24 protein-coding genes are annotated in these 20,802 nt (G+C 63.9%); 15 read left to right on the top strand and 9 right to left on the bottom strand.

The window, feature by feature from the left end; genetic code table 11:
• Nucleotides 1-27 precede the first annotated feature (27 nt).
• Nucleotides 28-291 carry a DksA/TraR family C4-type zinc finger protein gene (locus BWQ93_RS02525; RefSeq protein WP_077029150.1) on the bottom strand — a complete coding sequence of 88 codons (264 nt, stop codon included), beginning with the start codon at nucleotides 289-291 and terminating at the stop codon, nucleotides 28-30.
• A gap of 102 nt (nucleotides 292-393) precedes the next feature.
• Here BWQ93_RS02525 and ligD point away from each other — a divergent pair, with 102 nt between their 5' ends.
• The 4 genes from ligD (at nucleotide 394) to ku (ending at nucleotide 4,519) form a co-directional block, all read left to right on the top strand.
• Nucleotides 394-2,277, top strand: a complete 1,884-nt coding sequence (ligD, locus tag BWQ93_RS02520; protein ID WP_083720550.1) for a DNA ligase D — start codon at nucleotides 394-396, stop codon at nucleotides 2,275-2,277.
• A complete protein-coding gene (gene xth / locus BWQ93_RS02515) occupies nucleotides 2,274-3,077 on the top strand; it encodes an exodeoxyribonuclease III (RefSeq protein ID WP_077029148.1) in 804 nt (267 codons plus the stop codon). Before ligD ends, xth begins: the two co-directional genes overlap by 4 nt.
• Nucleotides 3,074-3,451 (top strand): hypothetical protein, encoded by a 378-nt coding sequence (locus BWQ93_RS02510; RefSeq protein WP_077029147.1) that lies wholly within the window; start codon nucleotides 3,074-3,076, stop codon nucleotides 3,449-3,451. Before xth ends, BWQ93_RS02510 begins: the two co-directional genes overlap by 4 nt.
• Before the next feature lie 183 nt (nucleotides 3,452-3,634).
• Entirely contained in the window at nucleotides 3,635-4,519 is an 885-nt protein-coding gene (ku, locus tag BWQ93_RS02505; RefSeq protein ID WP_077029146.1) for a non-homologous end joining protein Ku, read from the top strand.
• A gap of 38 nt (nucleotides 4,520-4,557) precedes the next feature.
• Here ku and BWQ93_RS02500 read toward each other — a convergent pair whose 3' ends face one another.
• Nucleotides 4,558-4,800 (bottom strand): KTSC domain-containing protein, encoded by a 243-nt coding sequence (locus BWQ93_RS02500; RefSeq protein WP_232314709.1) that lies wholly within the window; start codon nucleotides 4,798-4,800, stop codon nucleotides 4,558-4,560.
• Nucleotides 4,801-4,923: 123 nt separating this feature from the next.
• On the opposite strand from BWQ93_RS02500, the gene BWQ93_RS02495 reads away from it, so the two are divergent.
• Nucleotides 4,924-5,802, top strand: coding sequence for a GNAT family N-acetyltransferase (locus BWQ93_RS02495; protein ID WP_077029145.1), 879 nt, complete (start codon nucleotides 4,924-4,926; stop codon nucleotides 5,800-5,802).
• A 160-nt stretch (nucleotides 5,803-5,962) separates the two neighbouring features.
• Nucleotides 5,963-6,826: an archaetidylserine decarboxylase gene (gene asd, locus BWQ93_RS02490; RefSeq protein WP_077029144.1), complete on the top strand. Its 864-nt coding sequence runs from the start codon at nucleotides 5,963-5,965 to the stop codon at nucleotides 6,824-6,826.
• A gap of 130 nt (nucleotides 6,827-6,956) precedes the next feature.
• Here the strand turns inward: asd and BWQ93_RS02485 are convergent, their stop codons facing one another.
• On the bottom strand, nucleotides 6,957-7,760 hold the full coding sequence (locus BWQ93_RS02485) for a class I mannose-6-phosphate isomerase (protein ID WP_077032154.1): 804 nt from the start codon (nucleotides 7,758-7,760) through the stop codon (nucleotides 6,957-6,959).
• Between the two features lie 420 nt (nucleotides 7,761-8,180).
• Here BWQ93_RS02485 and BWQ93_RS02480 point away from each other — a divergent pair, with 420 nt between their 5' ends.
• The gene (locus tag BWQ93_RS02480; RefSeq protein WP_077032153.1) at nucleotides 8,181-8,366 is read left to right on the top strand and encodes a YdcH family protein; all 186 of its coding nucleotides are present in this window, start codon (nucleotides 8,181-8,183) and stop codon (nucleotides 8,364-8,366) included.
• A gap of 224 nt (nucleotides 8,367-8,590) precedes the next feature.
• Nucleotides 8,591-9,070, top strand: a complete 480-nt coding sequence (locus BWQ93_RS02475; protein ID WP_077029143.1) for an Hsp20 family protein — start codon at nucleotides 8,591-8,593, stop codon at nucleotides 9,068-9,070.
• Nucleotides 9,071-9,163: 93 nt separating this feature from the next.
• Here BWQ93_RS02475 and BWQ93_RS02470 read toward each other — a convergent pair whose 3' ends face one another.
• Nucleotides 9,164-9,433: an usg protein gene (locus BWQ93_RS02470; RefSeq protein WP_077029142.1), complete on the bottom strand. Its 270-nt coding sequence runs from the start codon at nucleotides 9,431-9,433 to the stop codon at nucleotides 9,164-9,166.
• On the bottom strand, nucleotides 9,430-9,657 hold the full coding sequence (locus BWQ93_RS02465; RefSeq protein ID WP_077029141.1) for a hypothetical protein: 228 nt from the start codon (nucleotides 9,655-9,657) through the stop codon (nucleotides 9,430-9,432). Before BWQ93_RS02465 ends, BWQ93_RS02470 begins: the two co-directional genes overlap by 4 nt.
• A 260-nt stretch (nucleotides 9,658-9,917) precedes the next feature.
• Between BWQ93_RS02465 and groES the strand changes: the two genes are divergently transcribed.
• The 3 genes from groES to BWQ93_RS20620 all read left to right on the top strand — a co-directional run bounded on the left by groES (nucleotide 9,918) and on the right by BWQ93_RS20620 (nucleotide 12,154).
• Nucleotides 9,918-10,232 carry a co-chaperone GroES gene (gene groES, locus BWQ93_RS02460; RefSeq protein ID WP_054727958.1) on the top strand — a complete coding sequence of 105 codons (315 nt, stop codon included), beginning with the start codon at nucleotides 9,918-9,920 and terminating at the stop codon, nucleotides 10,230-10,232.
• 47 nt (nucleotides 10,233-10,279) lie between these two features.
• Nucleotides 10,280-11,899, top strand: a complete 1,620-nt coding sequence (gene groL, locus BWQ93_RS02455) for a chaperonin GroEL (RefSeq protein ID WP_077029140.1) — start codon at nucleotides 10,280-10,282, stop codon at nucleotides 11,897-11,899.
• A 72-nt stretch (nucleotides 11,900-11,971) separates the two neighbouring features.
• Entirely contained in the window at nucleotides 11,972-12,154 is a 183-nt protein-coding gene (locus BWQ93_RS20620; protein ID WP_156878107.1) for a hypothetical protein, read from the top strand.
• A 65-nt stretch (nucleotides 12,155-12,219) separates the two neighbouring features.
• Here the strand turns inward: BWQ93_RS20620 and BWQ93_RS02450 are convergent, their stop codons facing one another.
• From BWQ93_RS02450 to BWQ93_RS02445, 3 genes are all read right to left on the bottom strand, one after another.
• Nucleotides 12,220-12,423, bottom strand: coding sequence for a hypothetical protein (locus BWQ93_RS02450; RefSeq protein WP_054727962.1), 204 nt, complete (start codon nucleotides 12,421-12,423; stop codon nucleotides 12,220-12,222).
• Between the two features lie 168 nt (nucleotides 12,424-12,591).
• Nucleotides 12,592-12,756 (bottom strand): hypothetical protein, encoded by a 165-nt coding sequence (locus BWQ93_RS21025; RefSeq protein WP_198040456.1) that lies wholly within the window; start codon nucleotides 12,754-12,756, stop codon nucleotides 12,592-12,594.
• A 162-nt stretch (nucleotides 12,757-12,918) separates the two neighbouring features.
• Nucleotides 12,919-13,479 (bottom strand): type 1 glutamine amidotransferase domain-containing protein, encoded by a 561-nt coding sequence (locus tag BWQ93_RS02445; RefSeq protein ID WP_077029139.1) that lies wholly within the window; start codon nucleotides 13,477-13,479, stop codon nucleotides 12,919-12,921.
• Nucleotides 13,480-14,326: 847 nt separating this feature from the next.
• Between BWQ93_RS02445 and BWQ93_RS02440 the strand changes: the two genes are divergently transcribed.
• From BWQ93_RS02440 to BWQ93_RS02425, 4 genes are all read left to right on the top strand, one after another.
• Entirely contained in the window at nucleotides 14,327-15,250 is a 924-nt protein-coding gene (locus BWQ93_RS02440; RefSeq protein WP_083720546.1) for an ATP-grasp fold amidoligase family protein, read from the top strand.
• A 206-nt stretch (nucleotides 15,251-15,456) separates the two neighbouring features.
• Nucleotides 15,457-16,248, top strand: a complete 792-nt coding sequence (locus tag BWQ93_RS21485; protein ID WP_083720544.1) for a BON domain-containing protein — start codon at nucleotides 15,457-15,459, stop codon at nucleotides 16,246-16,248.
• 214 nt (nucleotides 16,249-16,462) lie between these two features.
• Nucleotides 16,463-17,071, top strand: coding sequence for a flavodoxin family protein (locus BWQ93_RS02430; RefSeq protein ID WP_077029138.1), 609 nt, complete (start codon nucleotides 16,463-16,465; stop codon nucleotides 17,069-17,071).
• Between the two features lie 373 nt (nucleotides 17,072-17,444).
• Nucleotides 17,445-17,783 (top strand): hypothetical protein, encoded by a 339-nt coding sequence (locus BWQ93_RS02425; RefSeq protein WP_077029137.1) that lies wholly within the window; start codon nucleotides 17,445-17,447, stop codon nucleotides 17,781-17,783.
• A gap of 186 nt (nucleotides 17,784-17,969) precedes the next feature.
• On the opposite strand, the gene BWQ93_RS02420 is transcribed toward BWQ93_RS02425, so the two are convergent.
• Nucleotides 17,970-20,795, bottom strand: a complete 2,826-nt coding sequence (locus BWQ93_RS02420; protein ID WP_156878106.1) for a CHAT domain-containing protein — start codon at nucleotides 20,793-20,795, stop codon at nucleotides 17,970-17,972.
• Nucleotides 20,796-20,802: the final 7 nt, after the last annotated feature.

Raw genomic sequence — 20,802 nt, 5'->3', positions numbered from 1 at the left:
CGACGCCGCGGCCGCTTTCCAAAGGGGTCAACGCAGCTGACTGTCCTTGCTTCCCCGGCGGTTGAAACCGGCCGGACGGCGTTCGGCGTCGCGAAGCGTCTGGCACCCGATGCAGGTACGGCTAGCAGGCAAGGCCTTTCGCCGCGCCTGCGGAATCCGCTCGCCGCAATCGTCGCAATAGTCCGCGCCCTTGCCGGACAGCAGCCGCAGGCGCGCCTCCTTGACGGCATCGCTCACCGTGTCGTCGATCTGCTCCTGAACGGCGCCGTCGCGCGCCCAGCCATTCGCCATGTTGTAGCTCCATGTTTCGGGGACGAAAATGGGAACGCATGGCGGGGCGGGCAAGTTGCCCCGCCACCGGGAACGATCGCGGCGCCGGATGGTCTTGAGTCCATGGCCAGAAAGACCGCCGCACCGAGCCCTGCAGACCGCGCCCCCTCTTCGAAGCGCGGCGAACGAAAGGCTGCGGCTCCCCCGCCCTTTCGTCCGGTCCAGCTGGCGACGCTCGTCGACAGCGTTCCCGCCGGCAGGGGCTGGGTTCACGAGATGAAATATGACGGCTACCGCCTGCTGATCGCGGTCGGCGGCGGCGAGGCCCGCGCCTATACGCGCTCGGGTGTCGACTGGTCGGAGCGCTTCGCGCCGCTCCTCGCCGAGGCCGCAAAGCTGAAGGTAGACAGCGCGCTGATCGACGGTGAAGCGGTCGTGCTCGATGCTGAAGGCCGCTCAAGCTTCCAGTCACTGCAAAATGCCCTGAAGTCCGCGCCCGATAGCATCGACTATTTCGCCTTCGATCTGCTCGCGCTGGACGGCGAGGATCTGACCGCCCTCCCCCTCCTCGACCGCAAGGCGCATCTTGCCAAAATTCTTCCCAAGGCCTCCCGGCATATCCGCTACTCGGATCATATCGCGGGCAGCGGCGAGAAGCTGCTCGAGAGTTTCTGCGCCGCGGGTCTCGAAGGGGTCATCTCGAAAAAGGCCGATGCACGCTATGTCGGCGCGCGCACGGGAAGTTGGCTCAAGACCAAGTGCATCAAGCGGCAGGAGTTCGTCATCGTCGGCTGGACGCCCTCGGACACGTCGCGCGCGTTCCGCTCGCTGATGCTTGGCGTCCATGAGAATGGCGCGCTGCGCTACGCGGGCAAGGTCGGGACCGGTTTCGATACCGAGGAGCTCTTCCGCCTCCAGGCGATGATGAAGCCGCTCGAACGAAAGGAGCCGACGGTGAAGGCGCCCCGCACCGAGACGCGCGGCGCGCACTGGATCGAGCCGAAGCTCGTCGCCGAGATCGCCTTCACCGAGATGACGAACGATGGCACGCTCCGCCACCCGAGCTATCTCGGCCTTCGCGAGGACAAGAATCCCGAGGCGGTCGTCATCGAGAGCGAAGCGGCGGTCGCCGAGGTAGCGCACGCCTCGCCAGTACCGATCAGCAACCCCGACCGCGTCATCTTTCCCGAGGCGGGGCTCACCAAGGGCGAGCTTGCAGAATATTATGCCGCACTCGCGCCGATCATGCTGCCGTGGGCGGGTTCGCGCCCGATCAGCCTCGTGCGCTGTCCGCAGGGCCGCGCCAAGAAATGCTTCTTCCAGAAACATGATGCCGGAAGCTTCGGCGATGCGGTGAAACACGTCGCGATCGAGGAGAAGGATGGCGACAACCAGCCCTATCTCTATATGGACACGCCCGAGGGCCTGATGACCTGCGTCCAGATGGGCACGATCGAATTCCATGGCTGGGGCGCGCGCATCGAGGATGTCGAGAAGGCCGATCGGCTCGTCTTCGATCTCGATCCCGACGTCGGTCTCGATTTCGAGACGGTCCGCAGCGCCGCCTTCCAGTTCCGCGACATCCTGAAGCAGATGGGCCTCGAGACCTTCCCGATGCTCACCGGCGGCAAGGGCGTCCATGTTATCGCCCCGCTCGTGCCGCGCGCCGAATGGCCCGAGGTCAAGGACTTCGCGCACCGGCTCGCCCGCGCCGTCGCCCAGATGGATTCCGACCGCTTCACCGCCGCCCTCCCCAAGGCGCAGCGCAAGGGCCGGATCTTCGTCGATTATCTCCGCAACCAGCGCGGCGCGACTGCGGTGATGCCCTATTCAGCGCGGGCCCGCGAAGGCGCGCCGGTCGCCGCGCCCATCAGCTGGAAGGAAATGGAGACGATCGACAAGCCGTCGCATTTCCGCATCACCGACGCGAAGGAGCTTCTGAAGCGCGCGAGCCTCAAGGCGCTGCAAGGCTGGGGCCGCGCCGATCAGACGCTGCCCGACCTGTGAAGATCGCGACCTATAATGTGAACGGCATCGGCGGCCGCCTCGACATTCTGCTCGGCTGGCTCGCGCAGGCCGAGCCCGACATCGTTTGCCTGCAGGAATTGAAAGCCCCTCAGGAAAAATTCCCCGAGAAGGCGATCCGCGACGCGGGCTATGACGTGATCTGGCACGGCCAGAGCCGCTGGAACGGCGTCGCGATGCTGAGCCGCGTCGGCGAAATCCACGAAACGCGCCGCGGGCTCCCCGGCGATCCCGGCGACGAGCAGAGCCGCTATATCGAGGCCGCGGTCGGCGGCATCCTCGTCGCCGGCCTCTATCTTCCCAACGGCAACCCCTGGCCCGGTCCGAAGTTCGATTACAAGATGCAGTGGATGGCACGGCTCGACGCGCATCTGACAACGCTCTTCGACCTCGATGCCCCCGTCGTCATCTGCGGCGACTTCAACGTCATTCCCACCGACCTCGATGTGTACAAGCCCGCGAACTGGAAGAAGGACGCGCTCTTCGCGCCCGAAGCCAAAGCCGCCTACCGGCGCATCCTCGACCAGGGCTGGACCGATGCGATCCGTCACCTGCATCCCGAGGAGCGCATCTACAGCTTCTGGGCTTATTGGCGGCGCTCGTTCGAACGAAATGCCGGCATCCGCATCGACCATCTGCTGCTGAACAAGCCCGCGGCGAAGCGGCTCGAGGCAGCTGGCGTCGACACCCGCCCGCGGGCGCTCGACAAGACGAGCGACCATGCGCCCGCCTGGATCGAACTTGGCGCGGGCCCCACAAAGCGAAAGCGCAAGGCGTCATGACCCGCTCCATCGCCGGCTGGAAGCTGCCACCAGCCGAGCGCGACTGGCTGCTCGAACGGTTCGAACCGCGCTATGCCGAGCTGGTTGCCGACCATGTGACGCTCCGCTTCGGGACCGCCGAGGACACGCCCCTACCCGCCGCGCACGCGGGCGAGATCGTCGGCGAAGTCGACGACGGCGCGGGCGTCCAGGCGCTCGTCGTGCGCATCGGCGGCACCACCGATCGCGGCGACGGCAGCCATTATCATATCACCTGGTCGCTTGGGCCGGGCCGCGAGGCGAAGGAGAGCAACGACGTGCTCGCCGCAACGAAATGGCAGCGGGTGCATCCTCCGATCGCCATCGCGCTCGCGCCCGCGCGCTGGACCGTCTGACAAGCTCGGATCGGCAAGTCGCGGTCCGCGAAAACGGCAGGCGCGCGCGATCGCAACTGTCCGGCCGTTTCCAGCTCCCGCTTTCGATCCCGTTGCGGCGATCGGGCTTCCCTTCCCATCGCCGGCGCGGAACGCTCGGCGACCGCGCGCATTGAAGGAGCATTGGCAAAGGAGTGAGTGACGATGGCTGCGCGCCCTTATTGGAAAGGCCAGATCCGCTTGGCGCTCGTTTCGATCCCGGTCGAGATCTATTCGGCGACGAAGAGCGGGGCGACGATCGCGTTCAACCAGATCCACGAGCCGACCGGCAGGCGCATCAAATATGAAAAGGTCGTCCCCGGCGTCGGCCCGGTCGATGTCGACGAGATCGTCAAGGGATTCCAATATGCCAAGGACCAATATGTGCTGCTCGACGACGAGGAGATCGAAGGGGTCAGGCTCGAGAGCAAGAAGACGCTCGAGCTCACCCAGTTCGTCGAGGCCGAGGATATCGACGAGATCTATTTCGAGAAGCCCTATTATGTCGTCCCCGCCGACGACCTTGCCGAGGAAGCGTTCATCGTGCTGCGCGAGGCGCTGCGCCGCACGGGCAAGGTCGGTCTCGGTCAGCTCGCGATGCGCGGCCGTGAATATGTCGTCAGCATCAAGGCGTGCGGCCGGGGTCTCGTCATGGAGACGCTGCGCTATGCCGACGAGGTCAACAAGGCGGCGAGCTATTTCCGCGACATTGCCGACAGCGATCCCGACGAAGACCTGCTCGACCTCGCGACGACGCTGATCGACAAGAAGACGGGCAAGTTCGACGCGAGCGACTTTCACGATCGCTACGTCGAGGCGCTGAAGGAGCTCATCGAGCGCAAGAAGAAGGGCAAAACGCTCAATCTCGACGACGGGAAGGACGAGAAGGCGCCGAGCGGATCGAACGTCGTCGACCTGATGGCGGCGCTGAAGAAGTCAATCGGTGACGGCGGCGGAAAGGCGAAGGCTGGCAGTGCCAGAAAGGCGACTGCCAAAAAAGCCCCGGCGAAAAAAGCGCCCGCCAAGCCGGCAGCGCGCAAGCGCGCATGAGCGGCGCCTCCGCAGGGGCGATCGTCACCGCCCCACTGTCAGGCACCAGGACCGAACCGCCTGCGCGCCGGGTCGCGCTCGCAGCGGAAATGATCCTTGATATGCGCGTTGAAGAAGGCGCCGAGCGAATCCGCGGCGCACAGCCCGTCGTAGATCGCGCGCGGGACGCCATGATAAAGATATTTGCCGCTGTCCCGGAAGCTGATGGAAAGCACCGACGCCGCCTCGTCATAGGCGACATGGTCGATCATGGTCGAGCGGGTGAAGCGGCGCGCGCGCATATGGGCAGAGCGCGTCGCAGCCGCACAGGTTCCCACCAGGACGCGGGCAAGCGCGCGCCGCCGGTCCGAGCGAGCGCCCCCTCCCCGCAGACCCGCCCCGCCTCTCCTTTCCGGCCCTGATCGATGGCGACCGAGCCGACAGCCGACGAGCTACGCGCCATGGCCGAACATCGCGGGATGAAACTCGTCCGGTCGCGAAAGCGAACGCCGGGCGTCGGCGACTATGGGAAGTTCGGCCTCACCGATGCGGCGGGCAAGCCGCTCCTCGGGATCGGCGAACAAGGGCTCATGGCAAGCGCCGCCGACATCGCGCACTATCTTCGCGGCGGCGCGGCCGACAGCTGGAAACTCTCGGCCGAACGCGAACCCGCGGCGAAGCGTGCCAAGAAGGCACCCAAAGCTGCCGAACCCATCGAGGAGCGTTCGCCTATCCGCCGACGCGGAAAAACGAGTCCGCCACCGTCACCCGAGCCTGCACGAAGGCGGCAGGATCCGCCGCCGCCGCCGAAAGCCAAGCCGGTGCTGAGGATCGTCAAACCCGAAGCCCTGCCGGAGCCCGAGCTCAGCCTGCGGCCCGCGACGGGCAAGGACCGAAAGGCTCTCGCCCGTCTGCTCGCGCAGCTTGCCGAGCCGCCCGAGCGCATATCGATCGATGCGAACGTTGAGGCGATCGGCAAAGCGAAGGCCGGGCTTCTCGTCGCCGATGCCGGCGGGCTGGTCGGATGCTGCGCCTGGGGCGTCGTTCCGACCTTGCAGCACGGCCTCGTCGGCCGCGTCACCCTGCTGCTTGTCGACGGCGACCATCGGCGCCGCGGCATCGGGACGGCGCTCCTGACCGCCGCCGAAACGGCTCTCGCCAAGGGCGGATGCGGCACGATCGAGATCATGAGCGACATCATGATCAACAACGCCCACAACTTCCTGCGCGCGCGGAACTATGATATGAAGAGTTACCGCTTCCTCCGTTCGGCGGGAGGGGCGCCAAAAGCCCGGCGAGACTGAGCGCGCCCCCTACCCGATTATCTTCCGCTCCCGGCCATGCGCCTTCCCTTGCCCCACGACATCGGGATAAAGCATCACCGCCGGAACGAAGAGGCGGGCGCCGTCGTCTCTCCCCAGGCGATCGGCTTTCCCTCCGAAGGATCGACCAACGGATGATATCATGTTCAAGCGCCTGACAATTCTTGCCCAGCATGCGATGCCGAAGCGGCGGCTGACCGAATTCGTCGGCCGTGTGGCTTCATCGTCCGGCTGGCTGACCCCCAAGCTGATCCGATGGTTCGTCGCGAGATACGGCGTCGACATGAGCGAGGCCCACAATCCGGATATTCGCAGCTATGCGAGCTTCAACGACTTCTTCACCCGCCCGCTGATAGCGGGCGCGCGCCCGCTCGCCGCGGCCGATTTCATCTGCCCGGTCGACGGTGCGATCAGTCAGTTCGGCGCGATCGACGATCATCACATCGTCCAGGCCAAGGGCCACCGTTTCACCACCACCGCAATATTGGGCGGCGACGCTGCGCTGGGGTCGACGTTTCGCGACGGCAGTTTCGCCAACCTCTATCTTTCGCCCAAGGATTATCACCGGCTGCACATGCCGTGCGACGGGGAGCTCAGACGCATGATCCACGTCCCGGGCTCGCTCTTTTCCGTCAACCCGACGACCGCGCGCGGGGTGCCCGGCCTTTTCGCGCGCAACGAGCGGGTCATATGCCTGTTCGAGTCCCCCACTCACGGCCATTTCGCGATGATACTCGTAGGTGCGACCATCGTCGGCAGCATCGCAACGTCATGGCATGGCGTGGTGAATGCAAAGCGATCGAGCAAGATATCGTCATGGTCCTACGCCCCCGATGAAGTCTCGCTGCGCAAGGGCGACGAGATGGGTCGCTTTCTCCTCGGCTCCACGATCGTGATGCTGTTCGAGAAGCAAGCGATCGCGTTCAACCCCGATTGGTTTCCCGAACGGCGGGTACGCCTCGGAGAGGAGATGGGAAGCGCCGTAGAGAAAGCCTCGGGCGGATAGCCGATCAACCCTGTAACATGCGCGGCAGCCGACGCGCCTCGCTAGGCGTCTCGGGCGGCGGGACGGTGCCAGGCCAGTTGGCGCAGGCGGATCGCCCCCCATCGGTGATGCGCCAAGGTCGCGCAGGGCGTCAAGGCTTGTGCCAACCCGCCAGAAAACGCGCGCCGGCTCCGGCCTCGATGGTGGTGACGTCTTCGGCCCACAGGCACTCGCCCGCCTGCGCGGTCACGCCCTCAGCTGCGACCGTACCGCCGAGGGGGACGATCATCGCCCCATCCCTCGCATCGGCAAGCGGCGAAAGGTCGTTGGCGTTCAGGTGCGCGACCACGAGATGGCGGCTGTCGAGCAACAACGCGCTCTCTGCGATATCGACTTGGCGGCAGAGATCGCGTGACATTGGCCCAGCCTTCGCGACCGCCGTCCCATCGGCGAGGTGCAGCTCGCGCGGGCGGCCGTAATCGTAGAGACGATAGGTAACATCCACATTCTGCTGGATTTCGACGAGTGTGACCCCGGCACCGATTGCATGGACGGTTCCGGGCGGAATATGAAAGAACATGTTCGCGCGCACCGGATGCCACTCCATGAGCGCCTCGATAGCGCCCGAGCGGGCGGCATCGGCGAGTTCGCGCTCGCTGAGCGAACGACCCGTTCCGATCCCGAGCATAGCCCCGGGTTCGGCACCCAGAATGTACCAGCATTCCTCCTTGCCTGCGGGAAGTCCGCGCGCCTGCGCTTGCCGGTCGTCGGGATGGACCTGGATCGACAGGCGCTCGCTCGTGAAGATATATTTCACGAGCAGCGGATTGGATTGGGGCGGACGAAACCAGATTTCGCCGACGCGGCCATCGGTCCGTGCGTCGAAGGGCGGAGGGAGCCGATCGACGCCCCAGGGTTTCTCGACCCAGATCGTATCAAGCTTCTGTGCTTTCATGGTCACATCCATCACTCCCATTCTGAAGCATATGCCGGTTGGCTCCGGCGCAGCGCATATTCCCAGGCGCGGCCAGGAAGGCGGACAGCGCGAATGGCGTCGGCGACGCGTCTGAAGAGCGGGTAAACCTGTCCCTCGCGAGTCGGCATGCTACCGAAACAATGGTCGCCGGGCCGGGTTGCAGCGACTAACCCATGTTGTGACGATTTAGCTGTAGCGCGCCGACCGCCTCTACAACTTTGCATCCCAATGCCGGCTGTCGTGCCTGTCCCTGCGGGGCGCCGCGCGATGCTCTTCACAGCTTCCGACAGTCTCCCACAGGCGGACACTTCAACCCCTTGAAATCCTGACCATAGCTTTCCTACATCCACGCCGCAGCCGCTCGGGCTGCAACATCCTCAACTTGGCATGGAGAAGAAGATGTCCAGCAAACATATCGATTATCTGCGGCGCGAGCATGCCCGCCTCGACGCCGAAATCGATCGGGAAGCGCGGCAGCGCCGACCCGACGAGGTCCTGATCGCGCGGCTCAAGAAGCTGAAGCTGTTGGTCAGGGACCAAATCACCATATGGATCGGCGATACCGGCGGCAGCCGCGCCGCCTGATCCGATCGCGGAGCCGCGCGCGGCGCGGCTCCGCACCTGAAAGCGCCTATGGAGCGCCGCCCCATTCGCCAATCCAAAGCGCTTTCGACCTCTTGAAACGGAAATTTGGCTTCCTAGCTTTTTTCTGGACGCCGGATTGTTCGGGTCCGAAGGACATAGAGAGCGCCGGCTCTAAGTCCCGGCGCATCTCATGCCCGAATTGCTTCAATCAGGAGGATTTGGAAATGAGAACCGACTTTGACTTCACCCCCTACCGCCGCTCGACGGTGGGCTTCGATCACCTCTTCGACCTGCTCGAGAAAGGGCAGCGCAGCGAAACGTCGGACGGCTTTCCCGCCTTCGACATCGTGCGCGAGGCCGACGACCGCTTCCGCATCACGCTCGCGGTTCCCGGTTTCAAACCCGACGAGATCGAGATCGTCGCCCAGCAGAACCAGCTCAGCGTGTCGGGCAAGCCGGCGGAAGAAGATGAAAAGCGCAGCTATCTTCATCGCGGCATCGCGCGCCGCGCGTTCGAGCGGCACTTCCAGCTCGCCGACTATATCGAGGTCGGCGCGGCGAGCTTCGCCGACGGCCTGCTGGCGATCGAGCTCAACCGGGTCATTCCCGAGGCGATGAAACCGCGCAAGATCGAGATCGGCAGCGGCGATGCCGAACCGCGCCGGATCGGCGCGTCCAAAGAGAAGAGCCTCGAAAACGCGTAAAATCTGGCGGGGCCGCTGCCAACGGCGCGGCCCCGCAATTCAAAGGGTCCTCGGGGCGCCCCAGCGGCGATGGCGCCACCGCCAGAACGAGCGTCAGTCAATCGACCGGATAATATCGGCCGCGCTCCACTCGGCCGGGCCGATCAGCGCCTCGTGCGCGATCCGTACCGAATGAAGCGCGGCTTCGATCTGGCGCCGCCACATCGCCAGAAAATCGAACAGCACCGGGAAGTCCGGCGGCAGATCATAGTCCTGCCAGACGAAGAGCTGGAGCAGCGAGGGATGATCGGGCCGGTAATAATGGATCTCGGCGGTCGTCAGCCCGTAGCCGTCCAGCTGGGCGATCAGCGCGCGGTCGGTCATGGCGCGCGCGTCTCGCCGCCATCGAGCGACCGAAGCGCCGCGAGCACATCGTCGACTGGCACCGCTCGCCTCGCCCCCGGGGGTTTGCGAAGTGCGGGCTTGTTGCGGACCGCCGAGTGGTCCGATGCCCAGGATGCGAGAAGGGCGCGCTTGACCTCGGGCTCGAGGCTCGGGTGACGCGCCACGTCGAAGGGATGAAGAAAACGGGAAAATGGCTCGGACATGATCGTGCCTCCTTCCTTGTAGCCTTTCCTTTCTTGTCGTGCGGCAAAGCGCCGCAGGAAAAAATTTTGGGAGCGAAGCGAGTCGAGTCAAGAGGGTTCAGCCCCTTGATTACCGGCGTTTGTTTCGCGCCAGCGCAGCCATCAAAAAATTTTCGCCAGACCTCTTGAAGCGAAAAAAATCGCTTCCTAGCTCATCGGCGCCGCGCGTCCCGGACAGGCGCGCCGGCTTATCATATCGTTATGCAATATGGAGGTTATGCATGCATTTCCGACCCTTGCACGACCGTGTGGTCGTCCGCCGCATCGAAGCCGAGGAGAAGACCTCGGGCGGCATCATCATCCCCGACACCGCCAAGGAAAAGCCACAGGAAGGCGAAGTCGTCGCCGTCGGTCCCGGCGTCCGCGCCGAGGACGGCACGGTCACCGCGCTCGACGTCAAGGCAGGCGATCGCATCCTGTTCGGCAAATGGTCGGGCACCGAGGTGCGCATCGACGGCGAGGAGCTGCTCATCATGAAGGAGAGCGACATTCTCGGGGTCATCGAGCAGGCCGAAGCGCTCAAGCAGGCGGCCTGACGCCGCATCCATCCAACAACTGAAAGGACATCAAGAAGGAGGTAAGAATGGCTGCCAAGGAAGTGAAATTTGCGTCGGACGCGCGTGATCGCATGCTGCGCGGCGTGGATACGCTTGCGAATGCAGTGAAGGTCACGCTGGGCCCCAAGGGCCGCAACGTCGTGATCGACAAAAGCTTCGGCGCGCCGCGCATCACCAAGGACGGCGTCACCGTCGCCAAGGAAATCGAGCTTGCCGACAAGTTCGAGAATATGGGCGCGCAGATGCTGCGCGAGGTCGCGAGCAAGCAGAACGACAAGGCCGGCGACGGCACGACCACCGCGACCGTGCTTGCGCAGGCGATCGTCCGCGAAGGCTCGAAGGCGGTTGCCGCGGGGATGAACCCGATGGACGTCAAGCGCGGCATCGATCTTGCGGTGACCACGGTCGTCGAGGATCTTAAGGCGCACGCCAAGAAAGTCGAGGCGAACAGCGAGATCGCGCAGGTCGCGACCATCTCGGCGAACGGCGACGGAGAGGTCGGCAAGATCCTCGCCGAGGCGATGGAAAAGGTCGGCAACGAGGGCGTGATCACCGTCGAGGAAGCGAAGAGCCTCGCGACCGAGCTCGAAACGGTCGAGGGCATGCAGTTCGATCGCGGCTATCTCTCGCCCTACTTCATCACCAATGCCGAGAAGCTGAAGGTCGAGCTCGACGATCCGTACATTCTGATCCACGAGAAGAAGCTCTCGAACCTGCAGGCGATGCTGCCGCTCCTCGAGAGCGTCGTCCAGTCGGGCCGGCCATTGCTCATCATCGCCGAGGATGTTGAGGGCGACGCGCTCGCAACCCTCGTCGTCAATCGCCTGCGCGGCGGGCTCAAGGTCGCGGCGGTGAAAGCGCCGGGCTTTGGCGATCGCCGCAAGGCGATGCTCGAGGATATCGCCGTGCTCACCGGCGGCAATGTCGTCAGCGAGGAACTCGGGATCAAGCTCGAGAGCGTCACGATCAACATGCTCGGGCGCGCGAAGAAGGTCGTCATCGACAAGGATAATACGACGATCGTCGACGGCGTCGGCGCGAAGTCGGATATCGACGGCCGCGTCGCGCAGATCCGCCAGCAGATCGAGACGACCACCAGCGATTACGACCGCGAGAAGCTGCAGGAGCGGCTCGCCAAGCTCGCGGGCGGTGTCGCGGTGATCCGTGTCGGCGGCGCGACCGAGGTCGAGGTCAAGGAGAAGAAGGACCGTGTCGACGACGCGCTCCATGCGACGCGCGCGGCCGTGGAAGAAGGCATTCTTCCGGGCGGCGGCATCGCGCTGCTCCGGTCGCTGAAAGCGCTCGAAGGCCTGAAAGCCGCGAACGACGACCAGCAGTCAGGCATCGACATCGTCCGCCGCGCGCTCCGCGCCCCGGCGCGTCAGATCGCCGACAATGCCGGCGAGGACGGCGCGTGGATCGTCGGCAAGCTCCTCGAAAGCGAGGAGTATAGCTGGGGCTTCAACGCCGCCACTGGCGAGTATCAGGACCTCGTCAAGGCAGGCGTGATCGACCCCGCCAAGGTCGTACGCACCGCGCTGCAGGATGCCGCGTCGGTCGCGTCGCTGCTGATCACCACCGAGGCGCTCGTCGCCGAGCTGCCGAAGGAGGAGAAGGCCGCGCCGATGCCGGCGATGGACTTCTGACATATCGAGGGCGGCGGGAAACCGCCGCCCTCACCTGCCCTGTTTCTATGCGGAGCGTCAAGGAGATCGGCAATGCCGTTCGGAGATCATAACATTCGAAATTGTGTGTCGGAGATCAAGCTGCGGCATGGCAAACAGGCCGACTTCATCGTCTCCAGGCAGGTGCAATGGTCGCGCGACCGGGGCAATGACGAAGAGATCGCATTCTGGAACGCCGTGCTGACTGACTTGCATCGAACGACTTCTCCGCATTGAAAAGGTGGCCGCCAAGGGGCGCTCCGATCCAGGCGGGCGACCGCTTGCCAACCCATGCTTCCTATTTAGTTCGTTCGGCCGGTCATGCCGCGGCTTTGCGCCCAGCCGTAAAGATCGGCGATCATGCCTCGCTCGATCTCGGGTTGCAGATAGATCACGACGGCTGTTTCGGCTTCCCTGTCGATGAAGCGCATAGTCGCGTAGAAGACACCCTCTCGCTCGGTGTCGCCGCCCTCGATTTCGTCGGGCCATATCTCAATCGTTCGCACGGGCCTCTCCTTCCCATTCCGCTGTCCGCGATCGATGAAGGGAGAATGCCAAAGTGCTAGGAAGGTTGCACCTGGAATGGGCGCAACCGGGGAATAGAAAAGGCCGGGCCGCATCGAAGTGCGGCCCTGCCCCGAGAGGACGCCTCGGCGTCACTCTTCTTTCCGACGTCAGCGGTTCTGACGATTCTCGTCGTCGCGGCCGGCCTGGTTGCCCTGGTCCTGGTCATTGTCCTGACCGGGCTGGCGACGCTGCAGATCCTGCTGTTCCTGCTGGCCGGGGTTCTCGTTCGGATTGCGATCGGCTTGTCCGCCCTGCTGTTTGTTCTGTCCCATGTGGGTCATCCCCTTTCCAAACTGCCTAGGCGGCAGGCTTGGAAACGACGCGCCATAAAGCAGCGAGTTCCCGCCGCTTTCAACAGCTTACCGCAAGAATCGCTGTGCCCGCACGCGATCGCCTTTTCACAACTCAACAGTCCCGTATTGAGCTCGGCACAGCTACGCCCGCGCCCTGCGGTCGGCCACCGCTGCGACGATCGCATCGCAAAAGTCGGGCAGGTCGTCGGGACAGCGACTGGTGATGATATTGCCGTCGACCACGACGCTCTCTTCGACCACCTGCGCGCCGGCATTGGCAACATCGGTGCGGATCGACTTGTAGCTCGTCATTCGCTTGCCCGATGCGAGCCCGGCTTCCACAAGAAGCCACGGCGCATGGCAAATCGCGGCAACCGGCTTGCCAGCACCTGCGAAGGCCCGAATGATCGAGATCGCCTTGTCCTCAACCCGCAGCAAGTCGGGATTGATCTGGCCGCCCGGCAGGACGAGCGCGTCATAACGGTCGGTGTCGACGTCGGCGATCTTGAGATCGACTTCGACCTCGTCGCCCCAATCGTCTTCGTCCCAGCCGGTGATATCGTCATCGTCGATCGATGCGATTTCGACCTCCGCGCCCGCGTCCTCCAGACGCTGAAGCGGCACTTCGAGTTCGGATTGTTCGAAGCCATCTGTCGCCATGATCAGTATTCTGCAGCCGGCGAGTATATTGTCCTTGGTCATCGGAAAGCTCCTTTGCTGTCCCATGACCAATGCGCCGCGGCTATCGTCGTTCCCGCCCTTGCCAGCGCGCGCTGCTCTTCGTCCTCCGATATCGACAATGGCCGCACCGATGCCTGAGGCCGCGATCGCGTCGAGGGCGGCTTCGACAGTTTTCCAGAATGGCGGCGACCTTCCGCCTCATCTTTGCAACCTTTCTTCGCCAACTGCATTTGAACGGCGCACGGGCTTCGACGGTGATCGTTCGGTCTGCCGCCGCCATGTGCATCGCTTCGCGTATCGCCGCGGCTGTTCGATCCCACGTCTCAGTCGAATTGCCGTCGGCGTACGCATTCAATCGTCGTCCGCGCCGCTCCCCAACGTTGTCCGAATATCGGCGCGCATATCCGACTCAACGACATATCGCTCAGCTTGGCCGTCGGAGTGTGCTACGCGCCTAATGTTTGAGGCAAGCGGATGCTCCAATCAAATCATCGGATACACGGTCAGCATTTTTTCTGTTTGGGTATAGTCACGCCGGGGTCTTCCCCTCCCCACTTCCCCCACTTCGCTCGAATAGGCTGACCGGTAGCAATCTTCCTTTGCCCGTTCATGAAGATCCTAGGTTGAGACGTGCGATGCTGCACGCGATCCGCAGCGGCGCGCGCGATCACGCGTTCCTCACCGGTTGGTCGCACCCGAGCGCCTGAGCGCTGCCTAGGTGATCGGAGGTTGGTCGATGATATTGCCGGGAGCGTTTTCTGTGCCGGGTCGTTCGTATCCGCATGCAGCTTTGCCGCGATATAAACCTGGATCGGCCGAGCTTCCGCGATAGCGGCCACACGTCGCTCAGCCGTGAGACCGACATGGCATGAAACTCTCGCGCGCCTCGGAAGACCCGGCGAAAGTGGGCAATGTCGGCTCCTCGATAGCCGCGCACCGGATTGCCCTTCTCTACGCCTTGCGTCATCGACGCCTGCCCGACTTGCTCAATCCGACGCGCTTCACCGAGCTCGTCCAGCTCCGCAAATTGAATGATCGGTCACCGTTGCAAACGACGCTGCTGGATAAACTTGAGGCAAAACGCTTGGCCTCGGAGCAACTCGGTGCAAACTGGATCGTACCGACGCTCTGGCAGGGCCAGATGCTGCCGCGCTTCATTCCGTTCGCCCTCCCATCAATCGTCAAGGCGCGTCATGGGTGTAACCAGTATCAAATCCTGGAGACGTTTCCGGATTGCGAACGCTGGAAGCAGGTCCAGCGAGCCGCGCGCCGGTGGCAGCGCCGGGAGTACGGCCGCTGGCTCGACGAATGGGCATATCGCAAAGTGCCGCGTGGCGTTTTCGCCGAGCCGTTGCTCGGCGGCGCACGTCCTCTCCCCATCGACTACAAGATCTACGTCTTTGGCGGTGTCGCGACGCACGTCCAGGTACATTTGGGGCGCGGTGTCCGTCACCGCTGGATATTGAATGACCGCAACTGGCGGCAGCTCGTGCCTGCCGCCGATCGACCTTCCAGACCCTCCTCCCTCGGGGCGATGCTGCAAGCTGCAGAGACGCTTGCCGGGAACCTAGCCTTCGTTCGGGTCGATTTTTACGAAATCGACTGCCAACCGCTTTTCGGCGAGTTTTGCCTTTATCCCGGCTCTGGCCTCGATCCGTTTGCAGCCGACTGGATCGACGTCGAGCTGGGAAGGCTTTGGAAAGATGCGTTGGAGAGATCCGGTTCCCCAGCAGCCAGTTCGCCGGACGCAAAGCACGCGCGGCCCACTGGGTATGATCCTTTCCAGATTTGAGTCTACATGAGAATTCGGCAGCGCCGGCGACGCCTGCCGCCCATTGGAGAGATCGGGTCACATTCGTCGATGCGTTGACGTCGCAGCGCGACATATTGCGCCCAGATCGGGAACTTGCCCCCACTCCATGCGTCGGTTCGGCGGGACGGGGGGGGGCCTCCCTTCCCGGCAACCTGCCCGCCACCCTCAACAAATGGAGATGGATCATGGACAGGTTCGACGACCGCACCCCGCTCTGGGATTATAGCGACAACAGCAGCCCCGACATCGGCGCATCGCCGGGTCGCTACAACCGCGGCCGCGCAGAGGATGCGTCGCGCGCTTATGTGGCGATCGAGGAAGACGAGCGCGAGCAGCGCCGCCCGCGCCGCGCCTATCGCGAGCAGGAATATCGCCGCGATAATTGGGAGGATGAGCGCGCGGGCGACTATCGCCGGCCGGTCCGCCGCGCTGAGCGCTCCGATTGGCCCCGTTACGACCGCACGCCCCGCCGCGACGCCTATTACGATGCTGCCGGCGAAGCCCGAGGCGAGGATCGTTCGCGCGGCGGTAACTATTGGCCGAGCGAGTTCGGCTATCTCCCGGTCGAGGGCTATTCGCCTTACGGCCAATATCCGCGGACGCGCAGCCCCGATTATGACCCGGGCGAACGCGGCTTCCTCGACCGCGCCGGCGACGAAGTGCTTTCCTGGTTCGGCGATCGCGACGCGCGCCGTCGCCGGGAACTCGATCACCGCGGCCGCGGTCCCAAAAGCTATATCCGCTCCGACGAGCGCATCCGCGAGGACGTGAACGACCGTCTTACCGAGGATGTCTGGATCGACGCCTCCGAGATCGAGGTCAGCGTCGCAGATGGCGAAGTCACGCTCTCCGGCACGGTCGAGGATCGCCGGTCGAAGCGCCGCGCCGAAGATGTCGCCGACGACGTCACGGGCGTCAAACATGTGCAGAACAATCTGCGCTACAGCTCGGGCGTCGTCAGTCCCAAGCTCGATTGACCCGGCAAGCCGACAGGAAGGGGCCGCTTTGGCGGCCCCTTCTTACTGCCCGCGCTCGGCGGCACCGATATTTTCAACATGAATTCCCTGTCGGAACTCGCCCAAGGCGCGTCGAGAGCGGACGCTCATCGTCATTCCGAGTACGCCGCCAGTATGACATCGGAACCAACCGCGACCGGCGCGCGCTTCACCCCGGCGGGGTAAAGGAGACGATATGCCCCCGATTACCGCTACCGCGATCAATTGCTCGCTGTCGGCCCGTGGCCGCAAGAGCTCGACCGATGCCATGCTCGCGGTGCTTACCGAACATTTCGAGGCGGAAGGCGTCCGTGTCGGCAAGCCCATCCGTATCGCCGCGCACAGCATCAAATGGGGTGTCACCTCGAACGAGGGTGCTGGCGACGAATGGCCGAAAATTCGCGAGGCGATCCTCGCCTCCGATATTCTCATCTTCGGCACACCGATCTGGATGGGTCAGGCATCAAGCGTCGCCAAGCTTGTGATGGAACGAATGGATGCCTTCCTGTCGGAGACCGACGACAAGGGACGGATGCCAAGCTTTTCGAAAGTGGCTGTTGCCGCGATCGTCGGCAATGAAGACGGCGCGCATAATGCTTCGTCGCAAATCTTTCAGGCGCTGAACGATGTGGGATGGACGATTCCCGCCGTGGCCGCCTGCTACTGGGTCGGTGAGGCGATGGGTTCAGTCGATTTCAAGGATCTTCAGCATCGCCCCAGCAAAGTAACCGAGACCGCCAAAATGGTGGCCGCTAATGCCACGCATCTTGCCCGACTATTGAGGGAATCACCTTATCCTGGCTGAGCAGGTCGATCGCGCGAGCCGTCCGACCTCCTATCCTGCTGCCTTGGCCCGCACATGCTACGAGACAATCAGCAAGCGCTCTTTGGCGCGTTAACCGCTTGTGGCCATTTAAGAACGGTCCGGTTTTGGCGGGAGACCGAGAGAGGCGGACATCCGCGGCGCGCCGGATAGCCACGACCGGAAGCGACCGATTGCGGACACCGGCTTTGTATGTATCCTCCACTATATGTTTGGGGAGCGACCGATGATCGGGAGGCGGAAGGCAATCACAGCGGTGGCGTGCGCCACGTTTATGCCGGGAACGGCAATGTCTTGTCAGATATCATCGCCTCGCCCAGACCCTGTATTTGATAGGCAGGCGCAAGAAAAACGTTTGAGACTCGTCGAAAGGTTTTTTGAGAAGATCGGTCAAGCGGGGTCGTTCGAAGAAATCGAGCGCTCGACCGAGAGCATGCGACGGGCCAGTTTTCGGTGGCCCGCTCCGCAACCGTTCCAACTGCTGGAAGCCACGCCAGTGGGCGATCTGGTGATCGCGCGCGCACGAGGGATTGACGCCACGCCCGAGAATGAGTGCAATCCGTTAGTCACGGTCCACGCTTATTACTCGTTCCATTTCGACCAAGACCAGATCGCTCTGATGAATATGATTAGTTATGGCGCTCTGTGGCCGGCCCAAGAGATACCGGAGGCTATTTTTCTGGAACGAGACTAACTCGCTCTTGAGCAGCCGACTGTTGCATCCGCTTGCCATCCCATTCAGCCACCTGTTCGCTGCGAGCCAGCGCCGACGCTTGACCTGGCCGGTAGCAGACGGGCGGATTCAAGACCAAATTTGCTCTCAGCGGACGTTTGGAGGGCGACCTGAACTCATAACGCACTGCGAGCACCCGAACTCCCGCTACCGCACGCCCCGGTCGGTGGTCCCGACAAACACGAGCGGCGCCCAAACCGCCGGAGACGAGGTATCGTCTTTTGCGCGAAGCGCCAGTATCGCCTGCCGGAACGCAGCCCCCGGAGCGCCGGGATGCTTTTCGATGCCTGCAAAGAGATGCGTGACGATTTCGGCCCCGGCCTCATCGTCGAGCGGCCAGTGCGACACCAGAAGCGAACCCGCGCCAGCATAAAAGAAAGACTGCGCCAAGCCCGACAGCCCGTCCGCTTCGGCGCTGCCGTTCGAACTTGCCGTGTTGCACGCCGACAGTACGACGATATCCGCTGCGAGCTTCAGTTGCGCGGCTTCCGAGGCGGTGAGAAGACCATCGTCCCTGTCGGACTGCGCCCCCGCTAATGGCGGCGTGAAGACGAGACCCGGCTCGCCATCGAGCCCCGTCTCGCTCGCCAGCAGACCGTGCGTCGAAAAAAGGACATAGCGTGCATCGGCCAGACCGGGATTCGACTTGACCGATCCCTCGGTCGCCGCGGAGCCCATAAGAGCAATGGTCTGTCCGGGATCGAACATCGATCGCACGCCCTCGATCTCGCGGCGCGTACCTGGAAGCGAAGGCATCGCCATGATCCGGGCCGGGTCCGCTATGCCACGCTGGAACAGTTCCGAATATTCCACGATACCGCGGTCGTCGCCCGGATGACCCTTGAGCGCCGGATCGCCCGCAGCGAACAGGATCGTCTGCGATGGCGGACGATTGCGTCCGGGTCCAGGGCCGCAACCGGCCGGGCGATCACCCGCAGGCCGAAGCAGGCAACGCAACGAGTAAAGGCTTGAAACCGACGGCAGCGTCGAAATCTCGTAACGATCGATCAGAAATTGCGGCTTCTGCGTGTCGGCGCCGGCTATGACGAGCAAGGTCAACGGCAGGCTGCTCAGCGGACCTGGCGTCACGGTCATCAGACGTGTTGCGCCGCCGAGGGACGTTTCGATGGGCGCAATGAGCTCCTGATACAGATTGCGCGCAAGCTGCTCGTCGAAATTGTCGACGCTCCCGGCCCAGCGCTCGCGAAGGTCGCGCTTGATCTGACCACGCAGCCGCTCAACGCTCTTCGCCAAGGCATCGCGGGTCAGGGCCGACCGATGCCATGTAAATCCCGAGCGCGTCAGAACGAAGACCGACGTGCCGCGCTCGTCAGAAAGGAAGAAAAGAACGGCTTCGTCCTTGTCGAGCAGCGCCTGCACTCGTTCGGCGGCGATCGGCCGAGGCTTGACGAGCTGATCATAGGCGGGGTCGATCGCGGCGATCTCCTCCGTCGACATCTCGTCCATCACGGCATCAACGTCGCGCAAATAGAATTTTCCGAGCAACTCGCGATCGGTATCGGGGCTGCCGGGAACCGATAGCCATTGCGCGATCTCGCGGTTGAGCGACGCAACGCTCGCGCGCACCTCCTCGCGGAACCGCTCCTTTTCCGCGACCGGGCCGTTGCTGCGCGATGTGCGTGCCGAAACCTTGGCGAGTGTCGCCGCGGTCTCGCCGATCGACGACCATTGGGCCGCCTCGAACGCTTCTCCGCGCGTGAGCGAGCTCGCCGCTTCGGGAGGAAGGGCGCCGAGCAGTCCCTCAAAGACGGGACGGTAGCGCCGGACGGCGCGAACAAGCCCCTCGGTTGTGTCGGCCGCCTCGACCCGCGCCACCGCGCCTGAGACAGCCCGCCGATATTCGGCCGCGGCATCGGCGCGCTGCGTCGGATCGAGCGCGAGGATGGCGGCGCCGCGCGCCGCATGCGCATCGATGCGCCGGTCGTCGCTCCTGTCCCAGGTCGTATCGACGACCGGCATTGCCTCGGCGAGAATCGGGGCGCCTTCGTTTGCGCGCCCCTGTGCGACAAGCGCAGCGCCTAGCCGGGTCAGAAATTCGAGACGCGACGCGCCTCGCCCGCCGCGGAGCAGGTCCGGCTCGGCATCGAAGCGCGCGACCGCCTTTGCCATGTCCCCGCTTCGCGCGAGAAAAGCGATCTCGTCGCGGGCGAGGCGGCCCCGGACTGCCGCCCAGTCATCGGGGTCCCATCCCTGGCCGTTGTGCTCGCGTTCCCATTCATACCCGACCGCCGCCTCGACATAATCCGCAGCGCCACCGGCCGCTTCGCCCGGCACCAGCGCCGCAACCGCCAGAAAATCGGGGAGCGCGCGTTTGGCTTCCAGGGAGCCCATCATTCCCAACGTCGAGAGCAGGCTGTCGGCGGCCGCGAGATAACCGCGCGCCTCCTCATTGCGACCCTGCAGCGCAAGGTTGCGGGTCAACCGCAGGAGTGACGTGCGGAGCGCCGCATCGGAGAGCCGCTCGGTTCCCCGGAACTCCATTGCGCGCACAATGTTGTATCGCAGCCCGTCCCGCAAATACTGCTCGCCTTCTACCGGTCGGCCGTAGAGCGTCAGCATTTCGCCGAGATTGCCGAACGCCGACGCGAAGATCGGCCCATCGAAGCCCTTTAGCCTGTTCACTTGGGCGTGGATGAGGCGCGCGGTGCGAAGGGCCATACCTTCGCCCTTTTCGTCGCGATCGAAATCACCATGATCGACCGCCCAGGCGGTCAGCGCATCGCTTTGCAAGGCGAGCAGTCCGACGCAAGGATCGGACCCTTTGCCCGCGACGCAAGCTTCATGCTCGCGGCGTGCCAAAGTCATCGCTTCGTCATAGCGTTTGGCGGCGAGCGCATCGTTCAGCTCGGCACTCGCCGGAACGGGGTCGACGGACAGCTTGGCGGAAACCTCGGGCGCGGCCAAGGCAAGCGCCCCGAAGAGCAACCATGATTTATACCGGATCAATTGCACGCCCCCT

The sequence above is a fragment of the Sphingopyxis sp. QXT-31 genome, assembly GCF_001984035.1.
In the GTDB taxonomy this organism is placed as follows: Bacteria; Pseudomonadota; Alphaproteobacteria; order Sphingomonadales; family Sphingomonadaceae; genus Sphingopyxis.
Note: the sequence above shows the minus strand (reverse complement) of the source record. Positions and strands in the feature narration are given on the sequence as shown.

Bases quoted from the DNA above. Each gene is read 5' to 3' on its own strand.
- groL (WP_077029140.1), top strand. From the start codon at position 10,280: ATGGCTGCCAAGGAAGTGAAATTTGCGTCGGACGCGCGTGATCGCATG.
- BWQ93_RS02465 (WP_077029141.1), bottom strand. From the start codon at position 9,657: ATGTCCGAGCCATTTTCCCGTTTTCTTCATCCCTTCGACGTGGCGCGT.
- BWQ93_RS02510 (WP_077029147.1), top strand. From the start codon at position 3,074: ATGACCCGCTCCATCGCCGGCTGGAAGCTGCCACCAGCCGAGCGCGAC.
- BWQ93_RS02500 (WP_232314709.1), bottom strand. From the start codon at position 4,800: ATGCGCGCGCGCCGCTTCACCCGCTCGACCATGATCGACCATGTCGCC.
- BWQ93_RS20620 (WP_156878107.1), top strand. From the start codon at position 11,972: ATGCCGTTCGGAGATCATAACATTCGAAATTGTGTGTCGGAGATCAAG.
- BWQ93_RS02430 (WP_077029138.1), top strand. From the start codon at position 16,463: ATGCCCCCGATTACCGCTACCGCGATCAATTGCTCGCTGTCGGCCCGT.
- ku (WP_077029146.1), top strand. From the start codon at position 3,635: ATGGCTGCGCGCCCTTATTGGAAAGGCCAGATCCGCTTGGCGCTCGTT.
- BWQ93_RS21485 (WP_083720544.1), top strand. From the start codon at position 15,457: ATGGACAGGTTCGACGACCGCACCCCGCTCTGGGATTATAGCGACAAC.
- BWQ93_RS02495 (WP_077029145.1), top strand. From the start codon at position 4,924: ATGGCGACCGAGCCGACAGCCGACGAGCTACGCGCCATGGCCGAACAT.
- BWQ93_RS02475 (WP_077029143.1), top strand. From the start codon at position 8,591: ATGAGAACCGACTTTGACTTCACCCCCTACCGCCGCTCGACGGTGGGC.
- BWQ93_RS02440 (WP_083720546.1), top strand. From the start codon at position 14,327: ATGAAACTCTCGCGCGCCTCGGAAGACCCGGCGAAAGTGGGCAATGTC.
- ligD (WP_083720550.1), top strand. From the start codon at position 394: ATGGCCAGAAAGACCGCCGCACCGAGCCCTGCAGACCGCGCCCCCTCT.
- BWQ93_RS02445 (WP_077029139.1), bottom strand. From the start codon at position 13,479: ATGACCAAGGACAATATACTCGCCGGCTGCAGAATACTGATCATGGCG.
- BWQ93_RS02525 (WP_077029150.1), bottom strand. From the start codon at position 291: ATGGCGAATGGCTGGGCGCGCGACGGCGCCGTTCAGGAGCAGATCGAC.
- BWQ93_RS21025 (WP_198040456.1), bottom strand. From the start codon at position 12,756: ATGGGACAGAACAAACAGCAGGGCGGACAAGCCGATCGCAATCCGAAC.
- BWQ93_RS02485 (WP_077032154.1), bottom strand. From the start codon at position 7,760: ATGAAAGCACAGAAGCTTGATACGATCTGGGTCGAGAAACCCTGGGGC.
- groES (WP_054727958.1), top strand. From the start codon at position 9,918: ATGCATTTCCGACCCTTGCACGACCGTGTGGTCGTCCGCCGCATCGAA.
- BWQ93_RS02480 (WP_077032153.1), top strand. From the start codon at position 8,181: ATGTCCAGCAAACATATCGATTATCTGCGGCGCGAGCATGCCCGCCTC.
- BWQ93_RS02470 (WP_077029142.1), bottom strand. From the start codon at position 9,433: ATGACCGACCGCGCGCTGATCGCCCAGCTGGACGGCTACGGGCTGACG.
- asd (WP_077029144.1), top strand. From the start codon at position 5,963: ATGTTCAAGCGCCTGACAATTCTTGCCCAGCATGCGATGCCGAAGCGG.